The organism is Nocardia sp. NPDC057272 (genome assembly GCF_042668615.1).
GTDB lineage: Bacteria > Actinomycetota > Actinomycetes > Mycobacteriales > Mycobacteriaceae > Nocardia.
Map to the genome: position 1 here is coordinate 115,579 of NZ_JBHUYK010000009.1, position 21,672 is coordinate 137,250.

General features: G+C 68.5%; 13 protein-coding genes. 8 read left to right on the forward strand and 5 right to left on the reverse strand.

Annotated elements, in window-relative coordinates:
• Positions 1-113 precede the first annotated feature (113 nt).
• The 3 genes from ACFULV_RS15360 (at position 114) to ACFULV_RS15370 (ending at position 3,219) form a co-directional block, all read left to right on the forward strand.
• Positions 114-755 carry a class I SAM-dependent methyltransferase gene (locus ACFULV_RS15360; RefSeq protein WP_378656947.1) on the forward strand — a complete coding sequence of 214 codons (642 nt, stop codon included), beginning with the start codon at positions 114-116 and terminating at the stop codon, positions 753-755.
• Positions 756-789: 34 nt separating this feature from the next.
• Positions 790-1,458, forward strand: coding sequence for a DNA alkylation repair protein (locus ACFULV_RS15365; RefSeq protein WP_378656950.1), 669 nt, complete (start codon positions 790-792; stop codon positions 1,456-1,458).
• A 90-nt stretch (positions 1,459-1,548) separates the two neighbouring features.
• The gene (locus ACFULV_RS15370; RefSeq protein WP_378656953.1) at positions 1,549-3,219 is read left to right on the forward strand and encodes a DUF885 domain-containing protein; all 1,671 of its coding nucleotides are present in this window, start codon (positions 1,549-1,551) and stop codon (positions 3,217-3,219) included.
• Positions 3,220-3,226: 7 nt separating this feature from the next.
• On the opposite strand, the gene ACFULV_RS15375 is transcribed toward ACFULV_RS15370, so the two are convergent.
• The gene (locus tag ACFULV_RS15375) at positions 3,227-4,138 is read right to left on the reverse strand and encodes a hypothetical protein (RefSeq protein WP_378656955.1); all 912 of its coding nucleotides are present in this window, start codon (positions 4,136-4,138) and stop codon (positions 3,227-3,229) included.
• 154 nt (positions 4,139-4,292) lie between these two features.
• On the opposite strand from ACFULV_RS15375, the gene ACFULV_RS15380 reads away from it, so the two are divergent.
• The 3 genes from ACFULV_RS15380 (at position 4,293) to ACFULV_RS15390 (ending at position 7,330) form a co-directional block, all read left to right on the forward strand.
• Positions 4,293-4,571 (forward strand): hypothetical protein, encoded by a 279-nt coding sequence (locus tag ACFULV_RS15380; protein ID WP_378656958.1) that lies wholly within the window; start codon positions 4,293-4,295, stop codon positions 4,569-4,571.
• A gap of 92 nt (positions 4,572-4,663) precedes the next feature.
• The gene (locus ACFULV_RS15385; RefSeq protein WP_378656960.1) at positions 4,664-5,914 is read left to right on the forward strand and encodes a YhgE/Pip domain-containing protein; all 1,251 of its coding nucleotides are present in this window, start codon (positions 4,664-4,666) and stop codon (positions 5,912-5,914) included.
• A gap of 165 nt (positions 5,915-6,079) precedes the next feature.
• A complete protein-coding gene (locus ACFULV_RS15390; protein ID WP_378630226.1) occupies positions 6,080-7,330 on the forward strand; it encodes a PucR family transcriptional regulator in 1,251 nt (416 codons plus the stop codon).
• A 25-nt stretch (positions 7,331-7,355) separates the two neighbouring features.
• On the opposite strand, the gene ACFULV_RS15395 is transcribed toward ACFULV_RS15390, so the two are convergent.
• The 4 genes from ACFULV_RS15395 to ACFULV_RS15410 are packed head-to-tail and all read right to left on the reverse strand — an operon-like array spanning position 7,356 to position 19,335.
• The gene (locus ACFULV_RS15395) at positions 7,356-8,654 is read right to left on the reverse strand and encodes an FAD-dependent oxidoreductase (RefSeq protein WP_378656962.1); all 1,299 of its coding nucleotides are present in this window, start codon (positions 8,652-8,654) and stop codon (positions 7,356-7,358) included.
• Positions 8,651-9,640, reverse strand: coding sequence for an AfsA-related hotdog domain-containing protein (locus tag ACFULV_RS15400; RefSeq protein ID WP_378656964.1), 990 nt, complete (start codon positions 9,638-9,640; stop codon positions 8,651-8,653). The genes ACFULV_RS15395 and ACFULV_RS15400 overlap by 4 nt, the downstream gene beginning before the upstream one ends.
• Entirely contained in the window at positions 9,637-12,834 is a 3,198-nt protein-coding gene (locus ACFULV_RS15405; protein WP_378656967.1) for a type I polyketide synthase, read from the reverse strand. Before ACFULV_RS15405 ends, ACFULV_RS15400 begins: the two co-directional genes overlap by 4 nt.
• A 24-nt stretch (positions 12,835-12,858) precedes the next feature.
• On the reverse strand, positions 12,859-19,335 hold the full coding sequence (locus tag ACFULV_RS15410) for a type I polyketide synthase (protein WP_378656970.1): 6,477 nt from the start codon (positions 19,333-19,335) through the stop codon (positions 12,859-12,861).
• Positions 19,336-19,571: 236 nt separating this feature from the next.
• Here ACFULV_RS15410 and ACFULV_RS15415 point away from each other — a divergent pair, with 236 nt between their 5' ends.
• Both ACFULV_RS15415 and ACFULV_RS15420 read left to right on the forward strand, forming a co-directional pair.
• Positions 19,572-20,468 carry an SDR family NAD(P)-dependent oxidoreductase gene (locus ACFULV_RS15415; RefSeq protein WP_378656972.1) on the forward strand — a complete coding sequence of 299 codons (897 nt, stop codon included), beginning with the start codon at positions 19,572-19,574 and terminating at the stop codon, positions 20,466-20,468.
• 25 nt (positions 20,469-20,493) lie between these two features.
• A complete protein-coding gene (locus ACFULV_RS15420; protein ID WP_378631429.1) occupies positions 20,494-21,666 on the forward strand; it encodes a lipase family protein in 1,173 nt (390 codons plus the stop codon).
• Positions 21,667-21,672 lie beyond the last annotated feature (6 nt).

Below are 21,672 nucleotides of genomic sequence, written 5' to 3' on the forward strand. Positions count from 1 at the left end.
TACCTTCGCGGCAGTTCGCAGCCGGACGCTCGTCCGATCAGCTGGCTCGGACTTCTCACCAGCGCGGCTAAGGTCGGCAAGGTTGGTATAGCGGCCGAATCGAGGGAGCGATCATGAACGCGTCGAACGAGCGCACACGCAGTGGCTGGGAGGACATCGTCGCCGCGGATCCGGCGCATTCGAGCCGGTATGTGGAGCGGTTCCGGGCGCTCGCCACGCAGGGGACCGACATCGTGGGTGAGGCGCGGTTGGTCGACGCGATGCTCGGACGTGGCAGCCGGGTGCTCGACGCGGGGTGCGGGCCGGGGCGGACCGGTGGATACCTGCACGATGTGGGGCACACGGTGGTGGGCGTCGACGTCGACCCGGTGCTGATCGACGCGGCACGCGCGGACCATCCCGGTCCGACCTGGCTGGTCGGCGACCTCGCCGAGCTGGACCTGCCCGTCGCCGACTTCGACGCCATCGTGTGCGCGGGCAATGTGATGACGTTCCTGGCCCCGTCCACCCGGTCGGCGGTGCTGGCGGGTTTCGCCGGGCATCTCGCGCCGGGCGGGCGGGCGATCATCGGGTTCGGTGCGGACCGCGGCTACGAGTTCGCCGAGTTCCTGACCGACGCCGGAAACGCCGGGCTCACCGTCGACCTGCTGCTGTCGACCTGGGATCTTCGGCCCTTCACCGACGACTCCGACTTCCTGGTCGCGGTGTTCTCCCGAACCCCCGGTCCTGGCACCTCGACACGGCCCGACGCATGATGGTCTCCGAGGAGCACTAGACCAGGAGGCGCAGGTGTCCGAAACGACGGTGGACGAGGTGCTGGCCGAACTCGCCGCCCTCGACGACCCGAAGATGCGCGCGGTGAACGAGAAGCACGGCGACGATCACGGCGTCAACCTCACCAAGCTGCGCGCGCTCGCCAAACGCCTGAAGACACAACCGGCGCTTGCCCGGCAGCTCTGGGACACCGACGACACCGCCGCGAAACTCCTCGCCCTGCTGATCTGCCGCCCGAAGATGTTCGAGCGTGACGAACTGGACGCGATGATCCGCCAGGCGCGCACACCCAAGGTCCACGACTGGCTGGTCAACTATGTCGTGAAGAAGAACCCGCACGCCGAGGAACTGCGTGTCAGCTGGTTCGACGACCCGGACCCCGTGGTCGCGAGCGCGGGCTGGGCACTGACCACCGAACGAGTCGCGAAGCAGCCCGAGGGCCTCGACCTCACAGGTCTGCTCGACCTCATCGAAGCGCAGATGAAAACCGCACCCGATCGCCTGCAGTGGGCGATGAACCACTGCCTCGCCCAGATCGGTATCGACCACCCCGAACACCGCGCCCGCGCCCTCGACATCGGCGAGCGCCTCGAGGTCTTGAAGGACTACCCCACTCCCCCTGGCTGCACCTCCCCGTTCGCGCCCACCTGGATCACCGAGATCGTGCGTCGGCAGAGCGCCTAGCGGTTCCTGTGCGGGCGTGCTCACACCGCGGTGGCCGTGCTCGCGATCGTAGGTTGCCCGCGGGCGGCCGATGGCCGTTAGCGTGTCCGCATGGGTGTGGATGAGATCTGTGATCGATTCGTCGAGGACTACGCGGCCGCTGATCCGGTCACGGCGACCATGTTCGGCATCGCGGGACACGACGATCGCCTGACCGACTATTCGCCCGCCGGGCACGAAATTCGGGCGCGGATAGCGCGAAACGCGTTGCACGCCATGCTCGACGCACAACCGGCCGATGACGGCGAACGGGTGGCGAAAGCTGTGTTCACCGAACGGGTCGGGCTCGACGTGGAGATCCATGACGCCGGGCTCCCTCTCGCCGCGCTCAATGTGATCGAGAGTCCGGTCCAGAACATTCGGATGGTGTTCGACGTGATGGCCGCCGACACTGCCGAGGACTGGGCGGTGATCGCCGAGCGTCTCGCGGGGGTGCCCGAGGCGCTGGCGGGCCTGCGGGCCTCGCTGCTGGTCGCGGCGGAGCGCGGGCAGGTCAGTGCGCTGCGCCAGATCATCAAGGTCGCCGAGCAGGCGGACACCTGGGCGGGTTCCGGCGCGAACACCGGGTTCTTCACCACTTTTGTCGCCGCCGCGGAAGCTGTCGAGGGTGCGCCGCTGGCGCGGCTGCGGCAGGGCGCGCAGGCTGCCGAGCAGGCCTACGCCGCTCTCGCCGAGTTCCTGCGCGCCGACCTCATGGCGAGCGCGCCCGCCAAGGATGCCGTCGGCGAGCAGACCTACCGCCTCTGGTCACGCTATTTCACCGGCGCGAACCTCGACCTGCGGGAAGCCTACGACTGGGGCTGGGCGGAGTTCGCCCGGCTCGAGGCCGAGATGATCGCCGTTGCCGCCCGGATCGCACCGGGTGCCTCCCTCACCGAGACCGCGGCAGTGCTCGACGCAGACCCGAAATACCGGGTGCGCGGGCGGGCCGGACTCCGGGCGTGGCTACAGCAGATGTCCGACGAAGCCCTGGCATCGTTGCGCGAGGAGCACTTCGAGATCCCCGACGAGCTCATGCGATTGGAATGCACCATCGCGCCGCCGGGCGGAGTCGTCGGTGCGTATTACATCGGCCCGACCGCCGATTTCAGCCGACCCGGACGCATGACCTGGTCGGTGGAGCCGGACAAAGAGGACTTCACGACCTGGCGCGAGGTCAGCACGGTCTATCACGAGGGTGTGCCCGGCCATCACCTCCAGATCGCGACCGCGGTGTACGAGGCGGATTCGCTGAACACCTACCAGCGGTTGATGTCGTTCACCTCCGGGCACGGCGAGGGGTGGGCGCTCTATGCCGAACGCCTCATGCAGGAACTCGGCTACCTCGACGACGACGGCCACCTGTTCGGCATGCTCTCCCAGCAGCTGTTCCGCGCCGCCCGCGTGGTCGTGGACATCGGGATGCACCTCGAATGGGAGATTCCGGCCGGCGCCGACTTCCACGAGGGCGAGCGGTGGACTCCCGATCTCGGCCTGGAGTTCCTGCTGACGCGGACCCTCGAGGACGAGGCCACCGCTCGCGACGAGATCGACCGCTACCTGGGCTGGCCCGGACAGGCACCCGCCTACAAGATCGGTGAACGCCTCTGGCTGACGGCCCGCGAAGAAGCCCGGGCGCGCGCTGGAGCGTCGTTCGACATGCGGCGATTCCACACCCGCGCTTTGCGATTGGGCGGCATGGGACTGGACACGATGCGGGCACAACTCGCCGCCATGGAGTGAGCGGACTTCAGAACAGGCTGGTCTGCGCTGGTTCCGGCGTCGCCGTGATCGTGGAGTCGAGTTCGATGCGGCGACCGACGAGGCGCGTGTCGTTGACCAACACGAGTTCGCTCGCGCCCGCGGGGTCCCGGCAGGCGATGGTGTGGCCGTGTGCGGTCACCGCGTCGAGGACGTATTCGCCCGGCTCACCGTCGATTTCGGTGGCGACCGGGAATCGGCCGTTGGCCTGGATCGTGGCGTAGAAGTCCCGCCCGCCCGACCAGGCGATATCGGTGCGCGTGATGTCGGCGGGCAGCGTGCCCGCGGCGTGCTCGGCCGCGTCGGCGACCGCGGATTCCAGCACCGCCCAGGGGCGCAGCGGTTTCGTGAGGATGCGGGTCTTGGTGACCCCGGCGACCGCCTGCCCGATCCCGGCTCGCTCGGTCACCGTCCGCTCCAGATCCCGAACGTGCAGTCCATCCGGGGAATCGGTGATGAACCGGGCGACCAGCGCACCCTGTTCGAAGAGACGGCGATTGCGCCGCGACGCCGAGGCCGTACCGACCTTGGTCATCCCGTCCCCGAAATACGCGATGTAGAGGTGGTGTGGCTGCGACATGTAGTCGCGGACCTGTTCGGGCAATGCCGCGAGCGGACCCCGGTGGCTGTGCACCACCGACCACCCCTCGGTGACCCGGCACTGCTCGCACTGGCGCCCGGTGTCGACCCGTGCGCGACGAGGACAGGCGACTCGCCCACGACGTCCTGCCCCGAACCCGTTGTAGCCCAAGCAGAATCGTGCCGAATCGGTGATCCGGAACGCCAGCCGCGTGCCGATTCCGGGCAGCAGCTCGGTGGTCCCGTCGTCGCCGAGCAGCTCGTAGAACCATCGACCCTGCTCGTCCCAGCGAGTGCCGTAGTACAGGGCCGTGGAGGTCATCGGTCGAACCTACACCGGCCGGTCGGTGCGGATCACAAGTCGGCAGCCGAAAGATATCTGAACCACCAGTAACCCCCGCACGATTTCCCACACCGTGAATCGGTCCCCTACGTTGAGCGCACAGCAGGGGTGCGAAACCGGTAAGGGGCAAACAATGGACGATCTCGAGCTGCTACTCGACACGGCATTCACTGTGACACCGACCGTTCACATGGATTGCCTGACGCAACAGCTGATGGTCGCCGTCGAATCCTGCTCGCGCAACGGAATCCCCTTTCCCCGAATATGGGAAGAGGTCGAAGACGCACTCGACATGGTCCCGGCGGGTATCCCCGCGGAGTGGCGTTCAGGATTAAGGCTCTACCTCAGCGATCACGTGATTTCGGCATTCATGAATGTGCCGGCCGATGCGAAACCGCTACCCGGCGTGTGAGCTTTTTCGGACCGGCGCCAACGCTCGATCATCGGCATTGGACAGATTCCAACGCACCGCCGCGCGGCCTCGGCCGCTGTTAGCGTGCGGCGGTGCGTATCTGGCTGTTCCCGACGATCGTCCTGACCTTGCTCAGTGCGCTGATGGCCACGATGTATCTCGGCTACATCGTCGACCCCGAGAAGAATCTGCACGACTTCCCGATCGCGCTGGTCGACCAGGATGTGGGCGATACGCTGGGTTCGCCACCGCAATGGCGCGATATCGGCAACGAGATCACCACCGCATTGCGCGACGCTGTACCCGCGGACAAGATCGACCTGCGCGTACTGGGAATTGCCCAGGCCGAAAGACAGCTACGCAGCGGCGAACTCTACGGCGCGATCATCATCGCGGGCGACTTCACCAAACGACTCGGCAATCTCGGCACGGGGAGCGTGATTCCCGGCGAGATCGAACGTCCCACGATCACCGTGCGGACCAATCCACGCACCGGCGCGTTCGCCTCGGCGATCATGCAGCGATTCAGCGACCGGGCATTGACCGAGGTGAACACACGGATCGGTGAGCAGCTACTCGATACCGTGACCGGGACACTCGGTCCTGACTACGCACTGCCGGGTGCGACCGCGGTGACGCTGCGCAACCCGGTCCAGGTGATCCACACCGAGTTCCATCCGCTGCCCGACGGCAGCGGCGCCGGGCTCGGCGCGTTCTTCTACGCGCTCGTCCTGCTGCTCGCGGGCACGCTCGGCGCGATGATCGTGCACACGATGGTCGACGGCGCACTGGGATTCGTGCCGACCGAGTACGGGCCGTGGTCACCGCACGTGCGGCCCGCGCGGATCTCCCGATGGCGCACACTGCTGCTCAAATGGGGCGTGCTCATCGTCGCGGCACATCTTGTGGCGGCGGTACTGCTCGTCGTCGCGCGCATGCTGGAGATGCCTGTCGCACAGCCCCTTCCGCTGTTCCTCTACAGCACGTTCGCGATGATCGCCGTCGGTGTCACCGGCCTGTCGGTGCTCGCCGCGCTCGGCTCGGCGGGGCTGCTGGTGAACCTGATCGTGTTCGTCATTCTCGGGCTGCCGTCCTCGGCCGGTTCGGTGCCGATCGAGGCCACGCCTCGCTACTTCGGCGTGCTGGCCTCGTTCGAACCGCTGCATCAGGTGTACACGGCGGTCCGCGCGATCCTGTACTTCGACGCCGATCTGGGATCCGGGCTCGCGAGGGGCTTCTGGATGACCGCGCTGGGCCTGGCGGTCGGGCTGGTCCTCGGTGCGGTGAGCACGTCGGTCTATGACCGCGTCGGACTGCACCGCAACCGTGCGGCGAACAGGTGACGCCACGGGCTTGTGAGTCCGCACAACCCCGGCTGTGAGGTCGTCGTGATCCCACCAGGCCATTCCATGGGACCGGCGACTACGACCTCCGATGTGGCTATGTTGCGATTCACACAAGTCCCACGACCAGCCCCATTCGCTGTCTGCCACACCGGAGTGCACTCGATGAATTCTCAAGCCATGGACCGGATACCCAATCCGCTCACCATCGCGGGCGGCCGGGCCGCGTCGAGTTTTCTGGGAAACGCCGACGAGCTGGTTTCGCAGCTGGTCTCCTATTTCGCCGAGAACGTGATGCCCTGCCAGTCACTGCCGAGCGAGGCGATGCGGGGTGACGTCACCGAGTTCACCCGCCGCTGCCTGGCGCTGGCGATGGAGATGCTGGACAAGCGCACCACACCGTCCGAGCAGCAACTGGTGGCGCTGCGCGCGGCATCCGCCCAGCACGCGCGGGAGGGCGTGCCCGTCGGCACCCTGTTGCGCGCCTACGCGGAGGGGTTCCGGATCGGCTTCGAGCTCGTCGTCGGGCAGGTGACCGCAGCCGACCTCGCCGAGGTCGTCGCGGGTACCCGCCTGCTGCTGCGCACGCTCGAGGTCATCAACGCGACCGTGACGAGCGCCTATCTCGACGAGCAACGCCAGGTCGCCAAGGAACACCAGACCGGCGCGCAGACGATGGTGTCGGCGCTGCTGAGCGGCCACGGTGTCGGCGCGCTCACCCGGCAGACCGGAATCAGAGTCGCCGATTCCTATCAGGTGGTGGCGCTGATGATTCCGGAGCTGGCCGAGGAGCACGACCCGCGCGTGGACGCGCAGGTGGTGGCGCGCCGCAAACTGCGGCGGGTGCAGGCGGCGCTGGCCGATGCTTTCGCCTCACGGTCACTGGCCCTGCTGAGCACCAACGGTGGCACCCTGCTGATCCCGAGCGATGAACCCGAGCTGCCGCGCATGACCGGCGATGTCCTCGCCACGATCGGCGCGACCTCGGGAGTCGAGCTCACCGCGACCCTGGTGCCCGCCCCGACCGAGCAGATCCCGCAGGCCACCGAGGAGGCACACGAGCTGCTCGAGCTGGTGCGCGGCATCGCCAAACCCGCTGGGCTGTACGAGCTCTCGGATGTCGCGATCGAATATCAGCTCACCCGCCCCGGTCCGGCGCGCGAGCATCTGGCCGGTGTCATCGCCCCACTCGCCACCCATCCCGAGCTGCTGGAAACGCTGCGGACCTATATGGCCACGGGCCTCAATCGCAAAGCCACCGGCCGGCGACTGCATGTGCACCCCAACACCATCGACTACCGGCTGCGTCGAGTGAGCGGGCTGACCGACCTCGATCTCACGACCGCGGAGGGCATTCTGCGGGCCCGTATCGCACTGCTCGCCGACGATATGGTGCACACCAGGGGCGCCGCGTGATCTCACGTGGCGCCCCTGGCCGGGCTCACGCGATCAATGCCAGGGCCGCGGCGATGCCGGATCGGTAGCAGGCCTCCAACTGGGCGCCCAGCAGGTAGTCACCCGCAAGCTGGAGTCCCGCAACGGATTCGGTCTGTTCGCGCACCACCGTGCGGAAGCCGGCGTGATCGGGGAGGTAGGCGCAATGCGCCGCGGCCCAGCTGCGTGTTTCGGTACGCACCCGCTCGATCGCCGGGCCGCCGAGATGACCGCGTACCTTCGCCTCGGCGTCGTCGATCCACGTCGCCAAGAGCTGCGCATCCGGGCTCGGCCGGGCATCGCGCCCGCTGAAGGTGTAGCGGACGATGTCGAGATCGTTCACGCCGTAGACCCCCGCGGCACTGCACGGCCCCGAGTCGAACGCGATCGAGCGAACGGTGCTGCCGAAGAAGGGCTGCTCGTACTGCACCACCGCGACCGTGGACGGGTAGTAGGCCACCTCGCTCAATGCCTTGCTCAGCGCGGGAACCACGGGTTCCAGCAGTCCGGCGGCGGCGTGCGCCGGGATCGCCAGGACGACACCGTCGTAGGCGGAAAAGGTAGTGGCACCGCCGTTTTCCGCCGTATCGAGTCCGATCACCCGGCCGTCCCGCACCACGAGGCGATCCACACGGGTGCCGAGCCGGACCGGCACCCGTCCGGCGAACCAGTCCAGGACCGGCTGCATGCCGTCGACGAGCTGGTCGTAGCGGTCCTGCACCATGCCGAGGCTCACCCCGAACGCGCCGAGGTATACCTCGTCCGGTTCGGCGGCGTTGAGCCGGACTGTCAACGGTCGCAGCACAGTACGTCCGAACTCGGTGCCGAAATGCGCGCCGAGCGCGACGCTGTCGTTGGCGGTGCCCGCTTTCCCGAACCAGTCCGACCCCAGGTAGCGATTGCGTTCGTCGAATCGAACGCGCGCACCGTAGTAGAGCATGCGCGCCGCGTCGATCGGCGAACCCATGCGCAGCAGATGGCGAAGGAATCCGGCGATGCCGGGGTTGTCGAGTGTCACCAGTTCGCCGTTGATGATCTGCGAGCTGTTGATCCCGAAGGGCTCGTACGCCCGCTCCCCGGACGCGGCGACGAACCCGCGCAGCTCGTGGTAATGGCGGCCGATGTTCTTGCCGCCCATCATGATCGGCCGACCGCCGAGGGTGTCGAAGCCGCAGCGGCCGCCGAGCACCGTGTCCTGCTCGAGCAGTTCGACGGTGTGGCCTGCCCGGTGCAGCGCGAACGCGGCGCCGATGCCGGACAAGCCGCCGCCGACAACCGCGTACCGTTTAGCCGATGCTGTGGTCATGATCCGAGCTCCTGTCGTTGCGTGGACACGGGATAGTGCGCCAGCTCGACGTGGGCGAGGGCGATGCGGTTGCCGTACTGGTGCAGCCCCACCTCGACCGTGATCTCGTCCAGGTCGAGATCGCCGACGGCGGCGGTAGTACAGGTGATGGGGGCGTCCAGTTCGGCGAAGTCGGTGAACTGGGCCTCGAGGTCGATCACCGCGGCGACCGGTGAGGTGAGCAGTCCCGCCGAGGTCGCGGACAGCACCGCTGCCTGCCGGAACGCCTCGAGCAGCAACGGGCCGGGGACATGGTCGTATTGGTGGTCGAAGAAGCTCGGATGGCCGCGGTCCACCACCACGACGAGGTCTTGGGCCGTGGTACGGGCGAGCACGACATTGCGCGGGTCGCGCCTGCCGACGAGTTCAGGTGGCAAACGCCGCACCGAGTCGGGACCGACCGCAGCGAGGGTGGAGCGCTTGCCCTGCTGGAGTTCGCGGAACTCGTCGTAAGCGTCACGGGGAAAGGTGATTCCGCTGCCGCGCAGCGTCATGGCCAGTGCCCCGTGGACGGACAGCGTGGCGTCGAAGGATACATCGTGGTAGTAACCGCGCCCGGTGCCCGCCGCGCCGGGTCGCAGGCGCACCACCCCCTCGAGCGGGTCGCGTTCACTGTCGCGGAACAGGCTCAGGTCTTCCACCGCGAACGCCATCCGTTGCAGGCTGGCCGGTGCGTCGGCGGGCACACCGAGGTGTCGCTGACCGACGACGAGCAGTGCCTGCCGGACGGCCTCGACGGCGGAGAAAGGATCGTGGTAGGCGACGAGCCGATCGAACCACAGCGAGTGCGCCCGTGGCACCTGCACGGCGGCAAGGTATTCCGAGCTGCCGACGACCGCGGTGTCGGCGACGTAGACCTCGGCGAGTCCGCGCCGGTGAGCCAGCGCGGCGGGCACCAATTGTTCGAATCCGAGGGTGCCGCGTACCGGCGACAGTCCCCCGTTCACGCGAGCACCGCCTCGTGGGTCGGCGCGTCGATCCAGATCCTGGTGGCGAGTACGGCGCCCAGTGCCCGTGGCGTCGGGTGGGTGAACAGGTCCTCCAGCGAGAGCTGGGTGCCCGCGGCGGCATTGATCCTTCCGCGGAGTTCGAGGGCGGACAGCGAGGTGAGCCCGATCGCGAGAACCGTGGCGTCGAGGTCGATCTCGTCCTCGGTGAGGTCGATGAGGATCTCGCGGATCTGATCGACCACCAGGTTGACCGCGACATCGCGGCGCCGGTCCTCGGGAACGGTCAGCAGGTCCGAACGCGCGGACGGTGCCTCCCCTGCCGGTGCGTCGCGCCGGGCGGCAGTCCGGTCACCGGCGAGTTCGGCGCCGGCGACGCCGATCATGCTTTCGAGGACGGCACTGTCGGTGTGAACCCAGTAGCGCCGATGCTGGAACGCATAGGTCGGCAGATCGACAACCCTGGTGGTGTCGTCGGAACACAGTGCCGACCAACCGACTTCGGCACCGGCGACCCAGGCTCCCGCAACGGCTTTGATCGCCGAGCCGGCTTCGTCGGCCCCGGGTCGCAGCACCGGAATGGCCGTGCTGCCGGTATCGGCGAGTGTCTCGTAGACCAGGCCGGACAGGGTGTCTCCCGCACCGAGTTCGAGATAGGTGACGACGCCGGATTCGTGCAGCCGCAGCACACTCTCGTGGAAACGCACCGGCTCGCGGGCCTGACGTACCCAGTATTCGATCGAAGTCAGCTGTCCCGGTGCCGATTCCGTGCCGGTCACGGTGGAGAGGAAAGGGATGCGCGGTTCCTGGAGGCGAACGGTCGCGACGACCGAGCGGAATTCGTCGACGATCGCGTCCACGTGCGGCGAGTGGAAGCCACGGTCTACGCCGAGCCTGGCTACTCGTCGGCCGCGTTCGCGCCAGTGCCGGGCGAGCTCACCCACCGCGGCGACATCGCCTGCGATCACGGTGGCGTTCGGCCCGTTGGCCGCGGCGACCGACACCTCGGCCTCGCGACCGGCGATGGAGGCCGCGACCTCGGCCATGGTTGCCCGCACGGAGACCATCGCTCCCGGGTCCATCCGCTGCATCAGCCGACCGCGCGCGGCGACCACAGCCACCGCGTCGTCCAGGGACAGCACACCCGCGACGTGCGCGGCGGAGAGTTCACCGATCGAGTGACCGACAACGAAATCCGGTACTACACCCCAGGATTCGAACAGCCGGAACAGAGCCACCTGCACGGCGAACACGGCGGGCTGGGTGTAGTCGGTCCGCGCGAGCAACTCACCCGTTCCGAACATCTCGGTCCGCAACGGATGCTCGAGATAGGCGTCGAAACCCGCGCAGATCGTGTCGAGCGCCTCGGCGAACACCGGGTACGTGTCAGAGAGCCCGCGGCCGATGCCCGACAGTTGTCCGCCCTGACCGGGGAACATCATCGCCAGATTGCCGCCGGTGCCACGGCGTGACAGGACTGCCGAGGGGGCGGTGTGTTCACCGGCGATGGCCGTGAGTCCTTCCAGGAACTCGCCGCGGGTGTTCGCCACGACGACGGCGCGATGGTCGAATCTCGTTCTCGTGGTTGCCAAGGAGTGCGCGATGTCGGCGAGATCGTCCGGGGAATTCGCGACTGCCGCGCGTAGGCGGGCCGCCTGGTCGCACAGTGCGGCGGCGGTGCGTGCCGAGAGCAGCCATGGAGCCGGCGAGGGCGTGGGCCTCGAATGCGCCGGGGCGAAGGTCTGCGTGGAGGCGGCCGCGGGCACCACTGCGTGGCGGGTATCGGCCGAGATCATCTCGGGTGCTTCGGGTTCCGGTGCTTGCTCGACGATCAAGTGGGCGTTGGTGCCGCTGATCCCGAAGGACGACACCGCGGCCCGGCGTGGGTGTTCGGTGGTCGGCCACGGCTGTGGCCGCAGCACCAGCCGGATTCGATCCCCGGTCCAGTCGGCGTGCGAGGTCGGCGCGTCCACGTGCAGCGTGGGCGGAACCATCCCGTGGCGAATGGCCTGCACCGCCTTGATCAGTCCGGCCACGCCCGCGGCCGACTGCGTGTGTCCCATATTCGATTTCACCGATCCCAGCAGCAGTGGCGGCGCACCGTCGCGCTGCCCGTAGGTGGCCAGCAGGGCCTGCGCCTCCACCGGGTCACCGAGCACGGTGCCGGTGCCGTGGCCCTCCACCATGTCGATGTCGGACGCGCGCAGGCCGGCATTGGCCAGCGCGGACCCGATCACCCGCTGCTGCGCCGGTCCGCGCGGTGCGGTGAGCCCGTTGGACGCGCCGTCGCTGTTCACCGCCGAACCGCGCAACACCGCGAGCACTCGGTGCCCGTGCCGCTGCGCCTCCGAAAGACGTTCCAGGAGAACGACACCGACTCCCTCACCCCAGGCGGTGCCGTCCGCGCCCGCGGCGTAGGACTTGCATCGCCCGTTGGGCGCCAGCGCACGCTGACGCGAGAACAGCGCGAACGGCATCGGGGTGGACATCACCGTCACGCCGCCGGCGAGCGCCAGGCCGCATTCGCGCAGGCGTAGCGACTGCATCGCCTGATGAATCGCGACCAGCGACGAAGAGCAGGCGGTGTCGACGGTGACCGCCGGTCCTTCCAGACCCAGCAGGTACGCGACCCGACCCGCCGCCATCGAGGCATGGTTGCCGGTGAAGTAGTAGGTCTCCGCGCCATCCCATGCCCGCGTGGCGCCGAATCCGTAACCTTGATCGCTGAATCCCACGAACACACCGGTATCGGTGCCGCGCAACGTCGTCGGGTCGACACGGGCCTGCTCGACCGATTCCCATGCGAGCTCGAGCAGCAGGCGCTGCTGCGGGTCCATCGCCTCGGCCTCGCGCGGGCTGATCCCGAAGAATCCGGCGTCGAACTCGCCCGCTCCCGCGAGGAAACCACCTTCTCGCACATAGGATTTGGCGAATTTGTCCGGGTCGGGATCGTAGAAGCCGTCCACGTCCCAGCCGCGATCGGCCGGGAACTCCGAGATCAGGTCGCGCCCCTCGATCAGCGCCTCCCACAGGTGCTCGGGCGATTCGATCCCGCCGGGGAACCGGCACGACATTCCCACGATCGCGATCGGTTCCCGTGCGCGTGCCTGCTCGTCCTCGAGCTGCTGTCTGGTCTCCTGTAACTGCCGGGTGGCGCGTTTGAGATACGTGCGAAGTTCCGCTTCGGTGGCCATCGGTCTCTCGCTTTCTGTCTCGGCTCAGACCGAACGGACCTGGTCGATGAGATCGAACAGGGCGTCGTCGTCGGCACCGTCGATGTTGTCGACCAGATCGCGCGGCGAGTCGCCGCGCAGGGTGCGCACGAGGTCGTTGATCCGCAGCAGCAGTTCCTCGACCCGCTCCGGCGGCAGCTCCACACCGGCGCATCCCGCCGCCACTGCGTCGAGCTGTCCGGCGATGCGGGCGCCCGGGTCGTCCACGGGCGCGATCTCGGTGCGCAGGTAACTCGCCAGCGCGGCGGCATTGGGGTAGTCGAAGACGATCGTCGTGCGCAGCTTCGCGCCGGTGGCCGCCTCGAGCCGGTTGCGGAATTCCACGGCGCCCAACGAGTCGAAGCCCAGGTCGGTGAACGCGGTATCAGCGGGCACCGCCTCCGCCGACGCGTGACCGAGGACGGCCGCCGCGTGCGACCGGATGACGCCGAGGATGATCCGCTCCTGTTCGGCGGGCTCCTGGCCGGTGAGGCTCGACAGCAGCTTCGCCGACTCATCGGAACCACCGCCGGCCGCCCGGCGCGGGCCGCGCAGCAGCGAGCGCAGCATCGCGGGCATCTCGTCGACATCGCCGAGCGAGCCCAGCGCCGTGAGGTCCAGGCGTGCGGGTACGGCCAGCGCTCTGCCGGTCGACAGGGCATTGTCGAACAGGGACATGCCGTCGTCGTCGGTGAGCGGGATCAGCCCTTCACGGCGCATTCGCCGCAGGTCGCGCTCGGTCAGGTGCCCCGTGATGCCGGTCCCGCGCTCCCACAGCCCCCACGCCATCGCGGTGGCGGTCAGGCCACGGTGTCTGCGGTGCTGGGCCAGCGCGTCGAGGAACCCGTTGGCCGCGGCGTAGTTCGCCTGGCCCGGGTTGCCGAGCAGGCCCGCGATCGAGGAGTACATCACGAACATCGCCAGCGGGCGCCCGTCGGTCACCTCGTGCAGGTGCCAGGCGGCATCGGCCTTGGGGCGCAGCACTGTGGGGATGTGTTCGGGAGTGTGCTCGCTGAACAACGCGTCCTCGACGACGCCCGCGGTGTGGACGACGCCGGTCAGCGGGTGCGCGGCGGGGATCGCCGCCACCAGTGCGGCGAGAGCGTCGCGGTCGCCGACATCGCAGGCGGCGATGTCGACCTGGGCGCCGAGCGCGGACAGTTCGGCGGCGAGTTCGCTCGCGCCGTCCGCGTCGAATCCGCGACGACTGGTCAACAGCAGGTGCCGAACTCCATAGGTGGTCACCAGGTGCCGGGCGGCCAGCGCGCCGAGTCCACCGGTGCCGCCGGTCACCAGAACGGTGCCGTCGCGGTCGAGCGGGGTCGGCACGGTCAGGACGTATTTGCCGACGTGGCGTGCCTGGCTCAGCTGACGGAACGCCTCGGGTGCGCGCCGCACGTCCCATCGGGTCACCGGAAGTGGTTGGAGGTCACCGAATTCGAACAGCTTGCGCAGTTCGGTCAGAATCTCGTGCAGCCGGTCCGGGCCCGCCTCCATCAGGATGAAGTTCTGGTATCGGACGCCCGGGTGGGTTGCCGCGATCTCGTCGGCGTCACGCAGATCGGTCAGACCCATCTCGATGAACCGACCGCCGCGTGGCAGCAGGTCCAGCGACGCGTCGACCTTGTCGCCCGCGAGGGAGTCGAGCACGACATCGACACCACGTCCGCCGGTCACTTCGAGGAACTTCGCCTTGAACTCGGTGGTTCGCGTATTGCCGATCCGCTCGTCGTCGAAGCCGTTCGCGCGCAGCACATCCCACTTGCCGGGGCTGGCCGTGACGTAGAGGTCCAGCCCGAGATGGCGGGCGAGCTGGACCGCGGCCATGCCGACGCCGCCGGTGGCGGCATGGATCAGCAGCGACTCCCCCGACCGCACCCGCGCCAGGTCGACCAGCGAGTAGTAGGCCGTCGCGAACACGATCGGCGCGGCCGCCGCCTCGTCGAACGACCAGCCTTCCGGAATCTTGATGACCGTGCGCCGGTCGGCCACCACCGTGGCGCTGACGCCGGTGAAGATGCCCATCACCCGATCGCCCACCGCGAAGTCCACCACATCGGGAGCGACCTCGACGATCACCCCCGCACCCTCGCCACCGATGGCGGTGTTCGGGATCGGGTACATCCCGAGCACGATCAGCACATCGCGGAAGTTCACACCCGCCGCCCGCACCGCGATCCGCACCTGCCCGGGTCCGAGCGGCTCGATCTCGGCCGGTGCCAGGAGCATGTTGTCGCCGTGGAGTGTTCCGCGCCCGTGGTCGACCAATCGCCACTCGTCCTCGCCGAGCAGCTCAGCCGACCCGACCGTGTCCGCACCCGCGCGCACCAGGCGCGGCGCGTGCGTCTCCCCGTGCCGGATCGCCAGTTGCGGCTCGGTGGTGAGTGCGGCGCAGCTGCGCACCGCCTCGCGGTAGTCGCCGCGATCATCGAGATCGAGCAACGCGATGCGACCGGGGTTCTCGTTCTGCGCGGACCTCAGCAGACCCCACACTGCCGCCCCGGCCAGGTCACCGACATCCTCGGCGCCATGGATCGCCACGGCGCCGCTGGTCACGAAAACCACCAGGGCCTTGGCGAATTCGTCGTCGGTGAGCAATCGCTGCACCACCGTCTGCACGGCGATCACCTGCTCGCGCACGGCGGCGGGAACGGATGCGGTCGCATCGCTGTGCACGCGGACGACAACGAGATCGCGATCAGCGCGTGCGCAGCGCTCGACAACTACTCTGCTGTCGACAAAGTCCAGCTCGGACCATTCGCCCTGTTCCGCGATGGGTTCGGGCGAGGGTACGGTCACCCAGTTCATCTCGTACAGTCCGCCGTCCGAGGACGCCGGGCGCTGACCCAGCGCTTCGAGGGAGATCTCGCGCAGCGCCAGTGATCGCGCGCTGGCCACCGGCCTACCCGCCGAATCGGTGAGTTCGAGACCGATGCGGTCGGTGCCGACCGGCGTGAGGCGAACCCGCAGCGACGACGCGCCGACCGCGTGCAGCGAGACGCCTTCCCAGGCGAACGGGAGCCGGATCTTGCCGGATTCAGTCGGGCCGACCGTGCCGGTCGCGATCATCGCGTGCAGTGCGGCGTCGAGCAGCGCGGGGTGCAGACCGAACTCGGCGGCCTCCCCGGCGGCTGATTCGGGCAATGCCACCTCGGCGAGGATCTCGTCGCCATGGCGCCAGATCTGGCCGAGGCCACGAAAAGCGGAGCCGTAGTCGTAGCCGACCGCGGCCATCGCCTCGTACGGGTCGCCGACTGCCACCGCCACCGCACCCGCAGGAGGCCAGGCGCCGTCAGCCGACGCCGCGACCTCGTCCAACGGTTGCAAGGTGCCGGTGGCGTGTCCGCTCCACGGCAGCTCCTCCACCGAAGCTGTCTGTAGACGCGAGTACACCCCGACTGTCCGATGCCCGGATTCCTCAGCCGGTCCGACCAGCACCTGTAGTTCCACCGCGCCGGTCTCGGGGATCACGAGCGGGGCTTCGAGCACGAGTTCGCCGACGGTTGGGCATTGCACGAATTGGCCTGCATGCCAAGCGATTTCGATGAACGCGGTGCCGGGCAGCAGGACCGCGCCACCGATCCGGTGTCCGGCCAACCACGGGTGCGAGTGCAGCGACAGCCGCCCGGTCAGCAGCAATCCTCCGTCCTGGGCGAGGCCGATCTTCGCACCGAGCAGCGGATGGTCGTCGGCGTCCAGCCCGGCGCCACGCACATTGCTGCCCTCGCTCACCTCGAGCCAGTACCGATCACGCTGGAAGGCATAGGTAGGCAGGTCTACCGGGCGGGCGTCGGCCCCTTCGAAGAGCGGGCCCAGATCCAGTGCTGCCCCGTGGGAATACAGCGCGGACAGTCCTGCGACGAACGCGAGGTCGCCCGCGATGCCCGGCCGCTGCAACGCGACGGCGGCCATCGCCACACCGTCGTCGACGATCTCGTGCACCATCGCCGTCAGCGCGGCCCCGGGGCCCATCTCGGCGAAGCAGTTGACCCCGCCCTGTTCACGCGCCCACCGCACCGCGTCCAGGTAGCGAACCGGCTCGCGCAGGTGGCTCACCCAGTATTCCGGCGAGCACAACTGCGCGGCCTCGGCCACCTTGCCGGTGAGCGCCGAGATCACCGGCAGGGTCGGCGGGCGATAGGTCAGGCCCCGGCAGATTTCGCCGAATTCGGCCAGCACAGCATCCATCTGGGGCGAATGGAACGCATGACTCACCCGCAATCGGTGGGTACGCACACCGTCGGCCGCCAACTGCTCGGCGATGGCGTCGACGGACGCGGGCGCACCCGAAACAACCACGGACGCGGGCCCGTTCACCGCGGCGATGCTCACGTCGTCGTATCGACGCACGAGTTCGGCGACGGTCTCCGCGTCCGCGGCGACCGCGACCATCGCCCCGCCCTGCGGCACGGACTGCATGAGCCGACCACGCGCGGCGACCAGGGTGCAGGCATCCGGCAGCGACCAGACCCCGGCCACATAGGCCGCCACGATCTCGCCGATCGAGTGACCGAGCACGAAAGCCGGTCGCAATCCCCATGATTCGGCCAGCCGGTACATCGCCACCTCGGTAGCGAACAGCGCGATCTGGGCGATCTCGGTCCGGTCGAGCGAGGTCGCGTCTGCCCGATCGTCGAAGATCGTCTCGCGCAGCGGCGTATCGCGATGCTGATCGAATTCCGCGCAGATCTCGTCGAAGGCGGCGCGATAGACCGGATAGCCCTGGTACAGCTCGTGCCCCATCCCGGCACGTTGCGCACCCTGACCGGGGAACATCACCGCGGTGACGGCCGCGATCGCGCTGCCCCGCACCACATTCGGTGCGCCCTGCCCGTCCGCGAGCGCTCGCAGCCCGGCCGTCAGCTCCTCGGCATCGTGGCCGACGATCACGGCGCGATGCTCGAACCGGGCGCGGGTGTCGAGCAGCGCGACACCGATATCGACCGGGTCGGCGCCACGTTCTGCCTCGACCCGACCGAGCAGCGCGCCTGCCTGCGCGGCCACCGCCGCGGCGGACCGCGCGGTGAGGACCCACGGAATCACCGGCGGTGCGACGGATGCGGGCGATCGCTCGATCGCCGGGGCGGATTCGCCCCGCTCGATGACGACGTGCGCATTGGTGCCGCTGATCCCGAACGACGACACCGCGGCGCGCGGCGTCCGCCCGGTCGCGGGCCATGCCCGCGCCTCGGTGACCAACCGGACCGAACCGGACGACCAGTCCACGTGCGGCGTCGGCTCGTCGACGTTCAGCGTCGGCGGCACCACCCCGTGCCGCATCGCCATCACCATTTTGATCAGCCCACCGACCCCGGCGGCGGCTTGCGTGTGCCCCATATTCGACTTGAGCGACCCGAGCAGCAGCGCCTCGCCGCCCTCGCGCTCGGCGCCGTAGGTCGCGAGCAAGGCCTCCGCTTCGATGGGGTCACCCAGGCGGGTGCCGGTGCCGTGCGCCTCGACGACGTCCACCTCGGTCGTGCTCAACCCGGCATCGGCCAGCGCGGATCGGATCACCCGCTGCTGGGACCGCCCGTTCGGGGCGGTCAGACCGTTGGACGCGCCGTCGGAATTCACCGCGGTGCCACGCACCAGACCCAGGATCTTGTGCCCGAGGCGCCTGGCCTCGGAGACGCGCTCGAGCAGCAGCATGCCGACGCCTTCGCCCCATGCGGTGCCGTCGGCGCCCGCGGCGAACGACTTGCATCGGCCGTCGGCCGCCAGCGCACGCTGGGTGGAGAACGCGACGAACGCGGCGGGCGTCGCCATCACGGTGACACCGCCGGCCAGCGCCATCGTCGACTCACCGGAGCGCAACGATCGCACCGCCTGATGAATCGCGACCAGCGAGGACGAGCACGCCGTGTCCACGGTGACCGACGGACCTTCCAGTCCCAGCACATACGACACCCGGCCCGAGGCGATACTCGACGCCTGACCGGTCATCAGGAACTGTTCGATCGTCGCGCGCACCCGCTCGTCGATATCGCGCGACGACGGGCCCTCGGTGTCGGGCATCAAGCCGACGAAGACCCCCGTGGCACTGCCGCGAACAGTCGTCGGGTCGATGCCCGCCCGCTCGAAGGCCTCCCAGGCCGTCTCGAGCACGAGTCGCTGCTGCGAATCCATCGCCTGCGCCTCACGCGGGCTGATCCCGAAGAAGTTCGCGTCGAATCCGGTAGCGCCGTCGAGGAATCCGCCCGTGCGCACATACGACTTGCCCGGCACACCCGGCTCGGGATCGAACAGACCCTCGACATCCCAGCCGCGATCGGCCGGCCACGGCGACACCAGACTGCGCCCCTCGACCGACGCCTGCCACAACTCCTCCGGCGAGGTGACCCCACCCGGATAACGGCACGCCATGCCGACGATGGCGATCGGCTCGGTCGCCCGCGCTTCCACATCATCGAGGCGCGCGCGGGTGGTCTGCAGTTCCCGGATCGCCTTCTTCATGTAAGTGCGTAGTTCGTCTTCGCGAGCCATAGGGCAAACATCTCCTGCATCAGAGGTATCGACAGGGAATCGAGCAGTGCGGCGGGATCGGGTATTCGCCCGGCAATCCACTCGACAACACTGACCGGCGCCACGCTACGACAGCGGGCAACCGAATTCCCCGCGCGCCGGGCCTCTTTGGGAAACGACCAACAGTCCTCGCGTCGTCCCTGACATTTTCCAAACGCATTGCCACCCGGTGACCGCGATTCGTAAGGTCATGCGCCATGGCAAGGACTCCCGATCCGATACCGGATCAGCACGGCCGACGATTCGTGATCACCGGAGCCAACGGCGGCCTCGGTGAGGTGGTAACCCGCACGTTGGCAGCCCGTGGCGCCACGGTGATCATGGCGTGCCGTGATACCGAACGGGGTCGCGCCATCGCTGATCGGCTGGTCGGCGATATCTCCGTGGCGGCCCTGGATCTTGCCGATCTGTCCGACGTACGGCGCTTCGCGCAAGAGCGCGGCGAATTCGATGTGCTGATCAACAATGCCGGATTGATGAATGTGCCGTTCGCCCGTACCGCCGAAGGATTCGAAACACAATTCGGCGTCAACCATCTCGGTCACTTCGCTCTGACGGGCCTGCTCCTGGATCGGATCCAGGACCGGGTCATCTCTTTGTCGAGCATTTCCCACGGGTGGACCAAAGCACTACCGCTCGACGATCTGCGCTTCGAGCACCGCCGATACAGTCGACACGCGGCCTACCCGGAATCGAAGCTGGCCACCCTGATATTCGGCCGCGAACTACAGCGCAGGCTCCGCGAATCCGGGTCGACGCTGCGTTCCTACGCTGTGCACCCCGGCGTCGCACCGACCGGCCTCGTCGCCAAGACGCAGACGCCACTCGACTACGTTGCCGAACCGTTCATCCGCCTGGTAGGCCAATCACGCACCGCGGCAGCACAATCGATGCTCTATGCCGCCACCGCCCCGGATGCGGATCCCGATATCTATTGGGGCCCGACCAAGCTGTTCAACACCCGGGGACCGGTCAGCGCCTGCCCGTCGAGCGCGCTGTCGCAGGATCGGGCCCTCTGGCAGCAGTTGTGGACGGCATCCGAACGCGCCACCGGTGTTTGCTACCCCGCGTCGGCGGTGATCCGTGAGAATTAGCCTGCGCACCCTGGCCTGCGCCGTCATGGTCGGGCTTCTCACCGCCTCCGGCCCGCCGTCGGCCGCCGGGGCACCCCCGGTGTACCCGGCTCCCGACCCCGATCCGTTCTACGCCGCGCCCGCCGACATCGCGAGCAAGGAACCCGGGGCTGTACTGGCAGTCCGGGTCCAGGAGCCACTGCCCTACTTCCCCACCGCCACAGTCACTTTGGTGAAGTTCCGGTCCAATGATTCCCAGGGCAGGCCGATCGCCGCGACCACCACGATCCTCACCCCGAAAGACCATCGCCCCGGCGCGCCGCTGCTGTCCTACCAGCACATCATCAACGGCCTCGGCACCCAGTGCGCGGTCTCGCGGGCCCTCTACGCCTACGATCCGAATCTGCTCTATCGCGCTGTGCCGCTGCTGAACACGATGCTGCTGCGCGGCTGGAGCATCGCGCTGCCCGACCATCTCGGCCCCAACGCCGCCTACGGCGCGGCCAGGCTCGGCGGCCAGATCACTCTCGACGGCATCCGGGCCGCGACCAGGGTCGCGCAACTGGGTCTCGCCGACAGCCCGGCGGCCATGCTCGGGTACTCCGGCGGCGGCATGGCGACCGGCTGGGCGGCCGCGCTCGCACCGCAGTACGCGCCCGAACTGCGCCTGGTCGGCGCCGCGCAGGGCGGGGTGCCGATGAACATCACCACGATGGCGCGCGCACTCGGCTTCGCCCCGCATCCCATGTTCGGCCTCGCGATGGCCGCGGCACTCGGACTCGAACGCGAATACCCCGACCGCCTGCCGATCAGCGGACAGCTCAACGACACCGGCCTGGCGGTGCGCGATGCCATGGCCAACGGGTGCACGGTCGAACTCATCGCCGCCGGAGCCATGCACAGCGCCTCCGACCTCGCCTCGACCGTCTCACTGATCGACGACCCGCGAGCGTGGGAAGTCGGCGACGCCAACAGCCTGGAACTGTTCGAGCCCGTGCCGACGATCCCGATCTTCGAGTGGCACACCCCCATCGACCCGCTCATCCCCGTCGACGCGGTCGACCGCACGAACCAGCGCTACTGCGAGGCCGGGACACCGGTGCAGTCGGAGCTCTATCCGAGCCCCGACCACCTGGCCACCGCGGTCATGGGTTTCCCGTCTGCCGTCGCGTGGCTCGACGCCCGCTTCCGCGGCGAGCCCGCACCGAGCAACTGCTGACTTCCG